Annotated in this window: 10 protein-coding genes; 2 read left to right on the top strand and 8 right to left on the bottom strand. The window is 62.1% G+C overall.

Features of this window, described 5'->3' with window-relative positions:
• Nucleotides 1-32: 32 nt before the first annotated feature.
• The 8 genes from KJQ12_RS01195 to KJQ12_RS01160 form a co-directional block, all read right to left on the bottom strand.
• Nucleotides 33-2,099, bottom strand: a complete 2,067-nt coding sequence (locus tag KJQ12_RS01195) for a GxGYxYP domain-containing protein (protein ID WP_213483143.1) — start codon at nt 2,097-2,099, stop codon at nt 33-35.
• A 296-nt stretch (nt 2,100-2,395) separates the two neighbouring features.
• A complete protein-coding gene (locus KJQ12_RS01190; RefSeq protein ID WP_213483142.1) occupies nt 2,396-4,402 on the bottom strand; it encodes a glutaminase family protein in 2,007 nt (668 codons plus the stop codon).
• 17 nt (nt 4,403-4,419) lie between these two features.
• Entirely contained in the window at nt 4,420-6,597 is a 2,178-nt protein-coding gene (locus KJQ12_RS01185) for a hypothetical protein (protein ID WP_213483141.1), read from the bottom strand.
• A gap of 75 nt (nt 6,598-6,672) precedes the next feature.
• Nucleotides 6,673-9,687: an alpha-mannosidase gene (locus KJQ12_RS01180; protein WP_213483140.1), complete on the bottom strand. Its 3,015-nt coding sequence runs from the start codon at nt 9,685-9,687 to the stop codon at nt 6,673-6,675.
• 39 nt (nt 9,688-9,726) lie between these two features.
• Nucleotides 9,727-11,223, bottom strand: coding sequence for an extracellular solute-binding protein (locus KJQ12_RS01175; protein ID WP_213483139.1), 1,497 nt, complete (start codon nt 11,221-11,223; stop codon nt 9,727-9,729).
• Between the two features lie 105 nt (nt 11,224-11,328).
• Nucleotides 11,329-12,252: a carbohydrate ABC transporter permease gene (locus tag KJQ12_RS01170; protein WP_213483138.1), complete on the bottom strand. Its 924-nt coding sequence runs from the start codon at nt 12,250-12,252 to the stop codon at nt 11,329-11,331.
• Nucleotides 12,253-12,255: 3 nt separating this feature from the next.
• A complete protein-coding gene (locus KJQ12_RS01165; protein WP_213483137.1) occupies nt 12,256-13,209 on the bottom strand; it encodes a carbohydrate ABC transporter permease in 954 nt (317 codons plus the stop codon).
• Between the two features lie 166 nt (nt 13,210-13,375).
• A complete protein-coding gene (locus tag KJQ12_RS01160) occupies nt 13,376-14,545 on the bottom strand; it encodes a GntR family transcriptional regulator (RefSeq protein WP_213483136.1) in 1,170 nt (389 codons plus the stop codon).
• 147 nt (nt 14,546-14,692) lie between these two features.
• Between KJQ12_RS01160 and KJQ12_RS01155 the strand changes: the two genes are divergently transcribed.
• Nucleotides 14,693-15,424, top strand: a complete 732-nt coding sequence (locus KJQ12_RS01155) for a DNA alkylation repair protein (protein ID WP_280529237.1) — start codon at nt 14,693-14,695, stop codon at nt 15,422-15,424.
• A gap of 64 nt (nt 15,425-15,488) precedes the next feature.
• Nucleotides 15,489-16,100, top strand: a complete 612-nt coding sequence (locus KJQ12_RS01150) for an SRPBCC domain-containing protein (RefSeq protein ID WP_213483134.1) — start codon at nt 15,489-15,491, stop codon at nt 16,098-16,100.
• Nucleotides 16,101-16,420: the final 320 nt, after the last annotated feature.

Raw genomic sequence — 16,420 nt, 5'->3', positions numbered from 1 at the left:
GAGTTCCCTCATTATAGCACAGCTTCAGGTCTTTACGGACGAAGCCCGTACGCTTTCCGGACCAGCTCGAAATATTGATCGGCCCGCACGGTTTCGAATTCCGGCCCGAGCGAACGGTTCAGCTCGAGTATATCCGTCGGCGTCATGCTCCACGCCAGAATGCCGAGCGACACGAACAGCGGGGACTGTCCGTCCCAGTTCGCCTTGGCCGCTTCCAGCACGTTCTTGCCGTCCTGCACCGTGCTGATGCCGTGAACGATCGATACCGGCATGCCGTTATCGAGTACTTCCACGCCGTGCCGGCCTTCCCAGCTGAGGAACAGCCCCGGGACATGATACTTCTCCTTGTAGGCGTCCGCTTTCCGATCGCTGAGCGGGACGTTGTCGCCGCTGATGCGGTTCAGCACGTACGGAATCGTCATCCCCGTCTTCTGCAGGTACGGATACGTTTCTCTCAGGAACGTCGGGAACGAGTTGTCCGGCCATACGTTGGGATAGAAGTATCCCGCACCGGACGGCCCGGCGATGATCTGGTCGTTCGGCGTCGCCGTGCGGAAATAGTAGTCCAGAAATGCCGGCGCCGCGTCGTACAGCAGCGGATTCGACGTCCAGTTGATCGGCACTTTGCCGCGGTTCGGATCGTCCCACAGGACGCGCATCCGGTGCTGGTTGTACTGCAGGTTGTCGCCTTCGCTGTACACGTAGGTCACATAGATTTTGTTTTCCAGCTCGGGCGCCTTCGCTTTTTGCTTCGGCGCGGGCGCGGTGAGCTTCGTGCCGGAGAACACCGTCATGTTGCTGAACCAGTCGGCGGCCAGCACATACACGCCGTAGCTGGACGTAATCTCGACGCCGGTAAATTCCCCGGCCACGTCATTGCTGAACCACCCAAGGTAAGGCGTTCCCGGTTCGACCGCGGCCAGAATCCGCTCGAACAGCGCCCGCTCTTCCGTTACGTTCGATTCGAGCCAGAAGACCATCGCCCGGTTCGCCACCGCGTAGTCGCGCAGGAAGCCGTACGGCTCTTTCTGCTCCGAATTCAGCGGCTGCTTGTTGCCGGCGGACACTTTGAACTGGTTCCACATGTCCACATGGGCGACCAGCTGCTGCGTGCCTTCCGGCGGCGTGAACCGGTAGACGAAGTAGCGGCCGTTGTCGGCGAACCGGTGACCGCCGGAGCCGGGCGAAAGCTGGGAGTTGTTGCGGTCGTACAGGAACAGCTCTTCTTCCGGCGTGCCGGCGATGAAATGGGCGATCACCTGCCCGTCCGCTTCCACCCTCACTTCATGGACGGCGGGGCCCCAACCGTCCTGCGGGAACGCGTCGTCAAAGCGAAGGTAGACGGATTCTTCTCCCAGAAACTCGGTCAGGTCGAGCGCGTACACCTGGCGGTTGGCAGCGCCGCGCTCCTGCGTCGGCTCTTCGGCGATGACCCGGAAGCCTTCCGGCAGCCCCGGCGGAATCCGGATCTGTTTGTCGGGGCTCAGACCGATGAGCATGCGGTGCGTCGTCTGGCTCCACAGATTTTCAAACTGCCAGGTGTAAGCGTCGAGGCGATTCGCGAATCTTCCCCGCAAGTCTTCCAGCACCGGCAGATTGTAGGGCGCGGCGGCCAGCATCTCGGCATAATCCGGGCTTGCCGCCACCGCGTCCCGGATCCCCGCCAGCGTCGTCGCGACGTTGATCGAATCCGGCACGGCGGGATCGTACACGATGACGCCTTTCACTTCGTTCTTGTACTTTTTGACGATCTCCCAATAGTCTTCATGCACGGTGTAGGGCACGTTCAGATCGTTCAACCAGGTGTATTTGCCTTCCTCTTCGCTTTCGATCAAATAAATGCGCGGCTGCTTGCGGTTGACGATCCCTTGCAGCGTGGACAGGACCAGCTTGGCGTCGCCCGGTGCATCGAAAACGTCCGCCACGTCGAGCCGCTTCACTTTCGCAAAACTCGGAAGCGCCTGCGATTTCGGCCAGACGATGGAGCCCGGCATGGCATCCGGACCGTTCGGCGCGCCGGCAGCCGCTGCCGAACCTCCGACGGCAAGCGTCAGCACCAGAACGGTTGCCAACAGGACGGAAGCGAGTCTGCGATACATCACGCCATCCCCTTTTCCCCTTGAAATCGGTTGGAGCCGTCGCGGTGCGCCCTGTTCCCGTGTCACCTCCCGCTCGGGCTTACGTTCGGAAGCGGTTACAACCATTCCGTTTCTTCACCGCAGCATATTGCCCCTATTTGTTATATTGATAATATCAATTATATTTTTCAAGGTGTTCGACAGTTTTAGCCAAAAAAATGATGCTTTCGGAGCAGCCGATCCGCCAACGGTCTTCCCCGCCGAAAAAAATCCCCCGCCTCCTCGGCAGGGGATCCCCCATGTGTTCGGTCCGTTCGTTACCCGAGCCCTTTGGCCTTGAGCAGCTGAATGAAGATGCCGCCGACGACGCTGCGGTGCTGGAAGCCGACCTGACGCGCCGTCACCGTGTCGTACCAGTCCGTGAACGGGACGCGGTCGGGCGTCTCGTGCAGCATATGCCACAGCGGTTCGATCAACCGGGCGAACACCGAAGGGTCGGACGACAGGGACGCCGCCCACACCAGCCAGTCGGCCTTCGTATACGTTGCCCGGTTGTCGAGCGGCGTGCCGTACCGGTTGCGCCGGGCTTCATACCAAGCGGTCTCCGTCCGCGGCAATTCATCGCCGAACAGGCGGGTGCCGAAGATCTGGTCCCACACCAGATTGTATTTCAGGCTCCAGGTGTTGTCCGCCCCGAACGCCAGCCGGGTGTGGTCGTCTTCGACCGCCATTTGCTTCCAACGTTCAACCATGCTGCCGGCCGCCAGGCGCCAGCGCTCCGCGTCAATGGCGCGGCCCATCCGCTCCAGCATCAGCGCGTAGCCGGCGAGCCCCATGATCGCCTTGACCGACAGATTGGCGTTGCGCGCGAGGTGCCCCGCGAAATCGTCCGTGCACAATTGGTTTTCGGGGTCCAGACCGTGCTTGAGCAAATATTCCGCCCACTTCGACAGCAGCCCCCAGTGCTCCTCGGCGAAGCGCGCATCCCCTTCCGCCAGCGTAACCGCCGCGGCCATGATCAGCATGTTGCCGCATTCCTCCACCGGCATTTGCCCTTCGAGCTTGTTGTCCCCGTACACCTGCCCGCCCGCGAGCGGATATTGCCCGACGTCATGCGGCGCGAAATCGAACGGCCACGCCTCGCTTGCCGCGTACTTGAAGATCGGCCGCATCATCCCTTTGACCAGTTCGGGGTTGTACAGCAGGAACAGCGGCGTGGACGGATAGCTCACGTCCACCGTGGCGATGCAGCCGTTGCTGAAGCATTCCTTGGACATGAACAGGACGCGGCCTTCCGGGTCCAGCACCAGCTTGTGCGCGGCAATCGCCTGCCGGTACGCCAGGGCGAGCAGGTCGGCGTACTTGCCGCCCCCCGCCCGGGCGCCGTCTTCCAGCAGCCGCCGGTCGAACGCGTCGCACCGCGCCATAATGCCTTCGCATTGGTCGAAGGCGGCGGCGATCATCTCAAACGCGCTCATCCCGTTCCGCTTCCAGTAAGCCTTGAGCTTCTCGCCGAAATATTCGATCGCATAAATGTCGTCGTACGCCAGCACCGCCGTGTTCGACACGGCCTCCGCCCCGACCTCGCCGCAATCCCACGTGAAGGCGAGCACCGGCTGCCGGTCCCGCACCGCCTGCGGCATCTCCATCCGGCAGGATGCGCCGTCGATTTCCCCGCTGCGCACGAACTGCTTCCGGATGTCGGCCGGGCCGATATACGTTCGGACAGCCGGCGACTTGCCCACCGCCAGATAGAACTGCCCCCAGTCGATCCGATGGTCGTCTCCCGACCGGTTCAGCACCGTCTGCTCATGATGGCTGAACTGCAGAATATGCCGCCCGGCTGCCTCGTCCTCGCGCCAGACGACCTGCTGGCCGCTGTTGTCCACGCACCATTCCGCGCTGACATCGTAGTAGAGCTGCACGCGGTGCGGCTTCCCGTCTGCCGAGCCGACCGTGAACGCCACATAGGACGCCGGCCGCGACAGCAGGTCGAGGTCGTCGAGCAGAAGCGGCGTCGTGAACCGCACTTGCAGCCGTACGCCCGCCTCCTCGAACTCGTAGATGCTGCTGAGCGGCGTCACCTGCACCCGCTTCTGGGTCATCGGCTGCGGTTCCGTGTAGTAGTTTTCCGCGTTCGGTTCCACCTTGCCGGCGAACCTGAACGGCCTTCCGTCGATGCGGATCAGGCCGGTCATGGCGTTGCGCTTGCCCGTCCAATGCCGGGTGAAATCGTCGGTCAGCCGGTCCGCCATGGACCAGACGCTGAAATACGGGTCCACCGTGACCAGCGGCACGGCAGGCGCGCGAAGCATCGTCTCCATATTGCTCCTCCATTCGCTTAAATGTAGATGGCAATGCGTACGCCCGCCGGGCGGTTGTCGTACCGGATCAGCACCGTCTTCGTCGCTTCGTCCCAGTCGAAGGGCAGCGCCTCGCCGCCTTCTCCGGCGTCAAGCACAACGTGCGACGGCCTGTGCGGACAGCGGATGCGCGCCGCCGCCCGCACCCCCAGCGGCCCCTTCGCGGTGAAAGCTAACGACCGGTCGTCCTCGTCGATTCTCTCGATCCGCGAAGACGCGGCGATGATCCTGCCGTCCGCCGCCCGGTACTCCAGATCATACAGGAGCGCCTGCCGGCCCGGCGCGACGGCGACATCCCGCACGACGGGCAGATCGGGTTCGAACAGATCGACGTACGTGCCGCCGATCCGCAGCGGACGGTCATGGGCGGACTCCTCCATCACCGACGCGATGACGTACGGGCCGCGGCGGATCATGAACGCGTTGTCCGGCGTCCAACGGACCTGCGGGTCACCCAGCGCTTCCATCGCTTCCCGCACCGCGTCGCGCAGCTTCCGCGCCGACGCCGCGCTTTCCGCGAAACGCGCCGGATGCGCGCGCACGAATTGCACAAGCCCGCGGCCCGCCCGCGCGATCCCTTCCGGACCTTGCGGGTCCAGCCCGAGGCAGGCGAACAGGTGCTCACGCGGCGAGCGCCAGACGCGCTTCCCGGTGTTCCACCATTCCCGGACCCGGTGATAAGGGTCGCTGTCGTCGCCGACGTACACGAGCGCGCCGCCGTCCCGGACCCATTGCGCGATGGCGGGATGCAGGTCCGGATGTTCGGGTTTCATGAACTCGTAGCTCAGAATCAGGACGCGGTAATCGTCCAGATAGCCGGGGAAACGCCGCACATTGTCGAGCTGCAACGGCCGGACCGGCAGCCCGTGCTTCACGAGCGGCAGCGCGAGTCCGTAGAACGGCGAAAAATGCAGCAGCTCCAGCGCGTATTCGTCCGTCAGCTCCACGGCGTTCGTGCCGTCATACTTCATCATGAAGCCGGACGTGTCGGCCCCCGGGCGCAGCCGCTGGTACATCGCCGAATCGGCGTACAGCAGGCCGACCGGCGCGCTGTTTCCGAACCATTCCACATCCGGCTGGTCCATGTTGCCGAGCGTGTGCATGATCGTAAGCAGCACCGTCGCGTAGTCCGCCGGAATGCCTTCCTTGCCGCTGCCGTCCTCGCGGGGATATTTCCCTTCGAAAATTCTCCTCGGCCACGGCGCCACTTCGTAATGCGAAACACCAGGATGCAGGAGCGACGCGGTCAGCGTTTTGAAATAATTATCCCGGTAGTCCGCCCACGTCCGCTTCGGATCGTCCTCGATCGGATCGTGCAGGAACCACATGCGGCGGCTGGTGCCGCGCACAAGCTCCTGCATGATCCCGTATTCGAGAAACGCCGTCTCGAACGTCCGCTCCGCCCGCCGGCCTTCATACACGTTCGCGGTCCGGGACGTGCCCGTCCAGATCTGCGCGATGTACCCGTCGATCGATGGCAGATCGAGCAGCTTCGACTCCGGGCTGACGATGCGCCACTGCGTGTAGTTGATCAGGCTGTGGGTCGGCACGTAGAACCGGAGCGGCCGGTTGTACCGGACCATCGCGTACGCTTTGAGCGCCGAACAGAGCCGGTCGAGGCAGCGCGTGTACAGATACGCCTTCAGCTTCGAGGCGCGGTATTGCGCGTCCTCCGACTCGTGGGGCGGAACCCACGGCTCGCCGTAGTAATTGCGCCATTCCCGCTTGAACGCCTCCGAGTATCCGCCTTCGACCCAGAACTCCGGCTCTTCCAGATGGATCGCGTCCACGCCCGCGTCCACGGCGGGGCGGATGCGCGCAAGCAGAAAGTCGGAATAGGCGATCGTCGGCACCATATAGGGGATGTCCTCCGACGTGCCGTGGATGATGCGCTCTCCGGAACGGTACGTCTGCGCTTCGTCCCAGTGATCCCGGCCGTCGAATTGGCCGTTCAGATAATCCTGATAGCCGCCCCAGGAGACGCCGGTCATCAGATGCACCCGGTAGCCCCGCTCCTTCCACTGGCGGATGCGCTCGGGCATCGATTCATTAATGCCGTACACCATGACAAAATCGGTCTGCAGATCGTACGTTTCCCCGTACGCGCCGCCTTCCTGGAAGCCGGTGCGCTCTTCTTCGCGGCTTCGCTCGATCATGATCCACCTCCGAAAATGCGGCGGGGCGGACGGCCTCGCCTGAAGGCCTCGCCAGAAGGCCGCGCACCCCCGTCATTATCTGCGAATGTCCGCCCGGATCGTCTTGACCTCGAACGGCGCGAAGGACAGCTCAATCTCCTGGCCGTTCTCGCGCAGAACGGCGAGCGGATTTTCCATCAGGTCCGTCTCTTCGACCGAAACGCACGGCAGCCCGAACCGGACCTTCGCGCGGGCGGCGGCGCCGGCCGTCTCATACAGCCGGACGATGAGATGGTCGCTGTCCTCCGCCTTCTTCACGGCTTCCACCATCACGTTCGGATGGTCGACGAGGACGAGCTGCACCGGTTCGCGCTTGCCGGCAGCCGGCGGATCCTGCGGGTCCTGCGGTTCCACCAGCGTCAGCGGCACGTTCAGCTCGTAGCCCCGGCGCCAGACGCCGGCCTGAACCAGATCGCCCTCGTGGGGGTACAGCGCATAGGTGAACCGGTGCACGGCCCGGTCCGCCTCCGGATCGGGATACGACGGGCTGCGGAGCAGATTCAGGTCCAGGATATGGCCGAGCGCGCTGTGCCCGTATTTGCAGTCGTTGAGCAGCGCCACGCCGTAATCCGGCCGGGACAGATCGATGTAATGATGCGCGCAGACTTCATCCCTTGCATATTCCAGCATCGTATTGCGGGTCGTCGGCCGCTTCAGGTAGCCGAACTGGATCTCGCAGTTCGCATGATCGGTGTGGATGCCGGTCGGGAACGACACCCGCAGCATTTTCCCAGACTCCTTCCAGTCCGCCTCCGTCTCGAAGACGATGAGGGGCGAGCCCGCCGTCAGCACGATGTTCTGGGTGAGCCGGGTTTCGCCGTACGCGTATTCCTGCCGGACGATCGCCCTCGGGCCGTCCACTTCATAGCCCATGCTTCGCAGCTCCATCGTGCCGGCCGGATGCTCGCGGTAGTCCCGCGGGAAATCCCAGGCGTCGCCGTCGTCGTGGTAGAGGCGCAAGACGTTCGCTTTTTCCCCGGACTTGAGCGCCTCCCGGCCGGTCCGCTTGTCAACCACCGAGACGATGCTGCCGTCCGCGTCGAACCGGACCGCGAGCAGCTCGTTCTCCAGCACGCCGTCCGCGGCCGCCAGCCCTCGGGTGTCCCCCGGCTGCGCCGCTTCCTTCAGCGTCCGGCTACCCATCGCCGGCACGTGGACATGATGCCACTCGCCGTTCCACCGCACCCATTCCTTCCGGTCCCAGGGAAGGGAGTTGAACAGCACCGGCTCGCCCGACCGGCCCGTCAGGGCGGCCAGCCGCGCGTACGTGTCCCGGATCATGCCGTGAACCTTGCCGTACAGCTGTTCATACCGCTCCAGCGATTCCGCGTACACCCTGGTAATCGAAGAGCCGGGCAAAATATCGTGGAACTGGTACAGCAGCACTTCTTTCCAGACGGTCTCCAGTTCCCCGCGGGGATACGCCTCGCCGCCGAGCGCCCAGAGCAGCGATTCGGCGAATTCCAGTTCGCGCAGCGCCTTCTCCATCTTCCGGTTGTACCATTTGTTCCGCCCCTGCGTCGTCAGCGTGCCCTGATGCCGCTCCAGGTACAGCTCGCCGCGGAACGACGGGAAGCGGTCCGCCTCGGCCTCGAGCTTCCGGAAGAACGCGGTCGACGGCTCCTGGACGACCGGCGGCAGGCCGGCCAGATTCCGCTCCCGGGCGAGCCGCTCCAGATGCTCCTCGCCGGGACCGCCGCCGCCGTCGCCGATGCCGAACAGCATGAGCGCGTGCTTCGACACGTTCTTGTCCGCGTAGTTCCGCTCGATCTTGACGAGCGAGCGCGGCGCGGCCGGGCTGTTGTACGTGTCTTCCGGCGGAAGATGGGCGAGCACCCGGCTGCCGTCGAGCCCTTCCCAGTGGAAGCTGTGGTGCGGATGCGTGTTGTACACGTTCCAGGACAGCTTCTGGGTGACCAGGTAGTCGACCCCGGACTTCTTCATGAGCTGCGGCAGGCTGGCCGTGTACCCGAACGCGTCCGGCAGCCAGAGCACCCGGACGTCCACGCCGAATTCGTCCCTGAAGAACCGCTTGCCGTACAGAATCTGCCGGACAAGCGCCTCGCCGCCTGACAGGTTCGTGTCCGGTTCCACCCACATCGCGCCCTGGGGCTCCCAGCGGCCTTCCTTGACGCGCCGCTTCACCTGGTCGTACAGCTTCGGATGGCGCTCCTTGATCCACTGGTACAGCTGCGGCTGGCTGGCGCCGAACAGGTAATCGGGGTACTTCTCCATGTTGCGCAACGCCGTGGCGAACGTCCGCGCGCCCTTGCGGATCGTCTCGCGGATCGGCCACAGCCAGGCGAGGTCGATGTGCGCGTGTCCGATCGCGCTGACCGTAAGCGCCGGGTCGCCGCCGCGGCCGGCCAGTTCGGCGGCCAGCCGGCCTGCGGCCTCGCGCGCCCGTTCCGCGTCGATGACGGACAGCAGGTTCGACGCTTCGTACAGGCTCTGGCAGATCTGCGCCTTCCGCGCGCTCGTGTCCGGCAATTGCTCGGCGAGATCGACCAGCACTTCGAAGTCGTAGTACAGCCTGCGAATGTCCTCATGGCATACGGCGATGACGGCTTCCTTCAGCGTTCCGCCGTGGAAGCGGCCGAACAGATCGTTGCAGCCGGCATCTCCCCACAGATCGATCGCTTCTCCGCCCCGGGCCGCCGGACTGACGTCGACGACCCGCTTGCCGGGGCGGCCGAGCGTGTAGTCGAACTCGGAGGTGACGTTGGTCAGGCCCTGAAGGGGCGTGCCTTCGCCGTCCACCAGGCACAGTTCGCCGTTCACATCGATGAGCAGCACGACCTTGCGGCCTTTCGCCTCATCGGGCACCACCCCTTCAAAATGAAACCACGCGCAATCCCAAAGCTCTCCCCATTGGTCGCCCGGCTGCAGCCGGATCCGCCTGCCGCTTTCCCGATCCTCGAACGGTACCGGCTCTTTCGTCACCCAGGCCGTCACCGTCAGCGCCGATACGGGTTCGTAGATGGACTTGTGCAAACGGGACATCGTCCGCTTCGCTTTACTCAACATGTTCGGAATCGGTTCGTACGGCATGCTCCCAAAACTCCTATCCCTTGCGATTTTCCGGTACGGTTACTTGACCGCGGTTTCCGCGCTCTTCTGGGCATCATCCAGAATTTGCCTGACGTCGCCTTTCGTCATGATGGCCTTGGCCACCGCGTCGCCGAAGATTTGCCATACTTTCGAGTTTTCTTTCGCGAACGTCGGCAGCCCCTGCACGTTGCCCGCCATGGCGAGGTAGTGCTGGTACATTTCCGGATGCTTCGCCTGATAATCCCCGTTTTCAGCGACCGACTTCAGCACCGGCGAGCGGACGCCGGTATCCGCGATGAGCTGCTGGATCTCCTCGCTGTACATTGCCCGGATGTATTCGAAAGCGGCTTCCTTGTTCTTCGCGTCCTTCGGCACGGCATGGAACGCGGCGCCGATCGTAATGTTGCCGGGCTGGCCGTCCGGCGACAGCGGAATCGTCGCCATGCCGTACTCGATACCGAGCGCGGCGCTTTCGGCGGCCCGCCACGGCCCGTCGATCAGATACGCGATCTGCTCTTTCTTGAACGCGTCGAAATACGTGCCCTCGTTCGTGTTCACCATCAGGCCGGGCGGATGGTAGCCGTTCAGTTCCCGGAGGAAGGTGACCGTCTCCACGTTGGCGTCGCTGTTGAACACCGGATAGCCCTGATCGTCCGCGAATCCGCCGCCGTTGATCACGAGCAGCGTGCCGAAGCGCAAGTACCCGCCGAAGTTCGGTCCCGCGTAGACGCCGCCGCCGTAGAACTTGCCTTTTCCGGCTTCCGTCACAGCACGCAGGTTCGCGGCGAATTCTTCCCACGTCTCCGGCGCCTTGTCCGGGTCAAGCCCGGCTTCCCGCACGAGCCGCTTGTTCCAGAACAGGCTGCTGACGCCCGGCTGAGCGGCGAAGCCGTAGATTTTGCCGTCGTACTCCATCGGCTTCCAGGCCGCCGGCGCGATGTTCTCGCGGATGTAATCCGCCATGTCGTCCGGGAACGGCTCCAGCAGCCCCTGCTGCGCGAACCCGGGCATCTGCGTCTCGCCGACAATGATGTCGGGGATGTTCTTCGCCAGGAATCCGGCCGTCTGCTTCTGGATCAGCGGCTCGCCCCAGCCCCAGTCCTCCGTTTTCAGCACGATGTTCTTTTCTTTCATTTTTTCGTTGATGATCTGTTGATAGAGATAGCCGAACAAGTGCGGGTTCACCGTTTTGCCGGGTTCGTAGTTGAAATCTTCCTCCTTCACCCGCGGCGTGAGCGTCTCGTCTTCCATCAGCCCTTTCTTTTTCTCGACCAGCAAATCCGACACGACGCCGACGCCGATGCCGACCGCGCCTTCATTCAGCACGATGATCGTCACGGCGCCATCCGATCCGGACCCGCCGGCATTGCCGGAATCGCCGGAATTCCCGGAATTCGCGTCCCCGCCGGCGCCGCCGGATGGGTTCGACCCGCCGTCCGCGCCGTTCGAATTTCCGCCGCCGCCCGACGAGCAAGCCGCCATGCCGAGAGCCAGCAGCAGCGCCAGAATGGTGATGAAGACCCGTTTGAAACGCATTGCCCAACCCTCCATTTTTTGATGAAATATGCAGCCTTACCATAGCACAACGATTCACCATATTCAATATGTCCAATATGTCATATTGAAAACTTTTTTTGCTCGTCACCCCTTGATGCCGGTGTTGGCCAGCCCCTGCACGATGTACTTCTGGAAGAAGAAGAAGATCAACATGGCGGGAACCGTGATCCCGAGGCTCAGCGTGATGATGAGCGGATAGTTGATGACCGCTCCCGGACTCGCGCCGACCGAGGAGATGCGCGTAATGGCTGACGGCAGCGTCTGCAGCTTGTCGCTGTTCGTGTAGAAGAAAGGCGTGATGAAATCGTTCCACGTGCCGAGCGCGGTCGTGATGGCGATGAACGCCATGATCGGAAGCTGGAGCGGAAGCAGAATCTGAAAAATGATGCGCAGCGTGCCGGCTCCGTCCACGATCGCCGCTTCGTCGAGCTCGATCGGCACTTTCTCCAGCGACTGTTTGACCAGGAAGGTGCCCATGATGTTGATGGCCGGTCCGCCGATCAGATACACCCACCAAGTGTTCAGAATGCCGGTTCCGCCCGTGAAGATGTAGTTGCCGCCGGCGAACGGGAACCGCGCGAATTCCAGGTAAGTCGGGATGATGGCCAGCGTGCCCGGGATCATCTGCGTCGCGAGCATGATCAGGAACAACTGCTCCCGGCCTTTGAATTTCAGGCGGGCGAACACGTAGCCGGCCAGGAAGGACGTCAGCAGCGCCCAGAAGGTGTTGTATGCCGTGCGGATGAGGGAGTTCGTCATGTACGTCGAGACGGCGGCGTCCTTCGAGCCGAGGATCAGCGCGCGGTAGTTGGCCAGGGTCGGCTCCTCCGGGATCGGGATGACGCGCAGCACCGTCGTCATGAATTCGTTCTTGTCGTAAAATCCGGCCAGAATCATGAAAATGAGCGGATACAGCAGCACCAGACCGACGCCGAACAGCACCGCGTGCCCCAGCAGATGGATCGGCGTGAACTGTTTTCTAAGCGACAGCCAGAACGGTTCGGCCAACGTTTATCGCCCTCCCTTGACCGGTTTGACCGGGATCGTCGTCCGTCTGTCCGATTTGGTGGACCAGTTGTAGTAGAGCACCGCGATCACGATGACGATGACCGCCATGATGAGCGACGAAGCGCCGGCCATCCCCAGATTGAAGTCCCAGAAACCGTCCCGGTAAATCCGGAACACGAGCACTTCCGTCTGTCCGTACGGTCCGCCGTTCGTGATGAACAGCACCTGCTCGTAGATTTGAATCGCTCCGATCAGGCTCGTGATCATGATGTAGGTTGCAATCGGTTTCAATCCCGGCAGCGTCACATACCGCAGCTTGCCCCATCGGCCCGCGCCGTCGATGGCAGCCGCCTCATACAGCACCGGGTCGACCGACTGCAGCCCCGCCAGCCAGATCAGCGCCGCGCCGCCGACGCCTTTCCACACCGAGTACACCACGATCCAGAAAATGCCCCACGCCGCCGAGTACTGCCACACGATCGGCTCCTTGCCGAACGATTTCAGCACGTTGTTGATGACGCCGTTGTTCGTGTCGAGGAATATGTTGAACACCTGGGTCGTGGCAACGGTGGACGTAATGGCGGGAATGTACCAGATCGAGCGGTAGAACCCTTTGCCGAACAGCGGGAGATTCATGAGCAGCGCCGCGCCGAAGCCGGCGAGCAGCGTAAGGGCGGTCACCAGCCCGCCGAGCCAGATCGATCGCCACAGCGCGTCGGTGTACACCTTGTTCTGGAAGAAGTGAACAAAATTGCCGAATCCGATGAAATTCGGCGTATCGTTCAACCCCACCCAGTCGAAGAAACCGAGGAAAAATCCGAACAGGGTGGGAAAACCCGAAACGATAAGCCAGAACAAAAACATCGGGGCCAGGATGACGAAGGCTATGAGGCCGTCTCTGTTCCTCTTCGTCCGCCTTTTTGCGGCCGTCGCGGCCGGCGGATCCGCATGTCCCATCCCATTGCGCCTCCTTCAATCGCAGGTTTTGACATATTTGCATTATTGAATATATTTTACTATGTCTTTTATGTCAAGATGCGTGCGAACGAAAAAAAATAGCACCTGCGTCTCGAATGACGCAAGTGCTGTCCTGCGAAGCGGCGATGCTGTTGTGCGGCTGCCTTTATTGCGCTGGCGCCGGGCCGGTCGACCTGCGCTTCACAAGCACCGGCTCGAGCACGATTTTGTGATACTTCGGCTCTTGTGCCAGCGGAGATTCGAGCAAATCCAGCAAAATGCGCGCCGCCTTCTCGCCCATCTCGTGCTCCGACTGGGAAATGTGCGAGAAGAAGCCGAACTGCTCCAGCTCGGGAGACGGGTCGTCGAAAGTTAAGATCGACACATCTTCCGGGACGCGGAGCCCGATTTGCCGGCAGATGGCGTGAATGTGCAGCCCGAGCCGCCCGTTCAGCGTGATGTAGGCGGTGGCCATCCGGTTTTTGACGAACCGGTACAGCGGATGCCGGGTGTCCACCCCGTCGTAGTCGACGGTGAAATCGGTCAGGATGAGCGCCGGGTTGATCATCGCCTTCTTGTTCTTCAGTTCTTCCAGATATCCGTTGATGCGGTCTTCGACCGTAATGGTCGACAGGGGAGAGTCCGAGCAGATCGCGATGTCCCGGTGCCCGAGGCTCCACAGGTAATCGACGGCCAGCTTCCCGCCCAGGAAGCCGTCGCTGTGCACGACGTTCGTCTCCACGCCCTGAAAATACCGGTCGACGAGCACGAACGGATACCCGTTCAGCTTCAGCGCCAGAATGTCCTCGTTGTACGTTTCCGCGTCGCTCGGAAAAATGATGAGTCCCGCCGCGCCTTTCTCGATGAAGTCGGCGATCGCTTCCTTCTCCCGCTCGATCGAGTTGAACGTCTGCACGATCTGCAGCCGGTACGGACTGTCTCCGATCACCCGGTTGATGCCGTGGATGAGCCGCAGCGCGAAATAGTCGACCAGCACCGGCATGATGAGGCCGATGACTTTCGTCGACACCTGGCGCTCCGAATCCGAAGACGACCACGAGCCGGGCCCGAATTCCGGCCGCGCGGCGGCCTGGCTCAGCAGCCGCTTGTCGATATGGCCGCTGACGAAGCTGCCCCTGCCCGGAATGCGGTAGATCCAGCCGTCCTTCGCGAGCTGGATCAGGGCGTTGGCGACGGTAATCCGGCTGACGTCGAACTGCTCCATCAGCTCTTTCTCCGAAGGAATCTTGTCGTTTTCCTTCAGTTCGCCTTTCAGGATCAACTGCTTGAAGTGATCCTGGATTTTCATATAAAGGGGTTGCCGATCACTGTTCATTCCTTATTGCTCCTGTCGCCTGATTCTTCCACTGTTGCACGTCTCAATGATATGTCATTTATGTCATTTCGTCAACGTCTGCCGCACATTGTTGATCGGGTATCTCGATTGCTATACTCAATTATAATGGCGGTCAGGAGGGATTTTGTGAATCATCAGACAATCAGAGCACAACTGATGGAATTGGCGGATGAGCAGTATCGGAAGTTCTCGTCGTCGCTGATCCCGAACATCGGCATCGATCGCATCCTGGGCGTCCGGCTGCCGGCGCTGCGCAAGCTGGCGAAGTCGATCGCGAGAGGCGATTTGGGCGATTGGCGCGCCTATCTCCGGCACACCGACAATCTCTATTTCGAGGAGACGATGCTGCAGGGGCTGGTCATCGGCTATGCCAAAGCCGATCTTGAGGAGAAATTGCGCCATGCGGCCGCATTCGTGCCGCGCATCGACAACTGGTCCGTCTGCGACAGTTTCTGCACCGGGCTGAAGTTCGCGGAGGAGCACAAGCAGCGGGTATGGGAGTTCCTGCAGCCGTATCTGGCCTCCGACCGGGAATACGAGATCCGTTTCGGCGTCGTCATGCTGCTCAACTATTTTGCGGATGACAAATACCTCGACCGCGTGCTGCAAAGGTTCGACCGCATCAAGCACGAGGGCTACTATGTCAAAATGGCCGTCGCGTGGGCCGTCTCGGTCTGCTATGTCCATAACCCCGAGCGGACCATGGCGTATTTGAAGGACAATGCGCTGGATGATTTCACCTACAACAAGGCGCTGCAGAAAATCATCGAATCGTTGCGCGTCGATGCGGAAACGAAAAACAGGCTGCGCGGCATGAAGCGCAAAACGGGAACAGCCCGCCGTTCACCTCAACACTGACAGCCCCTGTCAGTGTTGTCGTTCTATAATGGGGCCATGACCGGCCGAAGGAGGGAAGGCGGAAGTGGCGAGCATCGTTTTCAGACAGGATGTCAAGGATGCGACGGGTGTCTCCTGGGAGGAGTGGATCGCGAGGCTGGAGTGGGACATCGACCCGATGTGGTCACACGAACAGATGAAAAATCATATTTGCGAGACCTGGCGGCTCACGGACGAATGGGGCGAATGGCTGGCCGTTCTGTACGGGCAAAGGCTGGGCCGCACGCCGGTCGGCGTCACGAAGGACGCGGGCGTGCAGATCGGCGTTCGCCGGACGCTCGCGGCAAGCAAGGAGCGGATATGGAACTTCATGCTCTCCTCCGGCGGACGCAAGCTCTGGATCGGCAGCGTCCCGGAATTCCGATTGGAGAAAGGATTCGAGTTCACATCCGCGGAAGGCGTGACGGGCAAGCTGACGGTCATCGAGCCGCTCCGCAAGCTGCGCATGACCTGGAAGCGGCCGGAATGGGAGCGTCCGTCCCGGCTGCAGCTGTATGTCCTGCCCGCGAGCCAGGGCAAGACGACCGTCGCGATCCATCAGGAAATGCTCGATGACGTCTATATCCGGGAACTGATGCGGCGGCATTGGGAAGAAGCGCTGCGCAGGATTCAACAGGAAACGGAGGGAGCGCCGTGAACAAGTACAGCCATATCGATCTCCGGGTGAACGCTTGGGAGAAAGTCCGCGCGTTTTACGGGCAGCGGCCTTGACCGGGTTTCCGCCGTTTTCCCGCCCGCTCCGGATCGGCCGGCCGCCTTCCGTCCCCGTGCGGGCGGTTCGCCTCTTTTGCCGCCCTTTTTCCTGCAGCCCGGGAACAAGGCGAAAGTGATCCGGCCCGGGGATCTGCGCAATGCGCAAGAATCTGGTGCATTTGTGCACCAGATCCGCCCATACGCGCACCAACCGCCCCGATCTGGTGCATTTGTGCACCAGATCCGCCCATACGCGCACCAACT

This window comes from Thermobacillus xylanilyticus (assembly GCF_907165215.1).
Lineage (GTDB): Bacteria > Bacillota > Bacilli > Paenibacillales > Paenibacillaceae > Thermobacillus > Thermobacillus xylanilyticus.
Note: the sequence above shows the minus strand (reverse complement) of the source record. Positions and strands in the feature narration are given on the sequence as shown.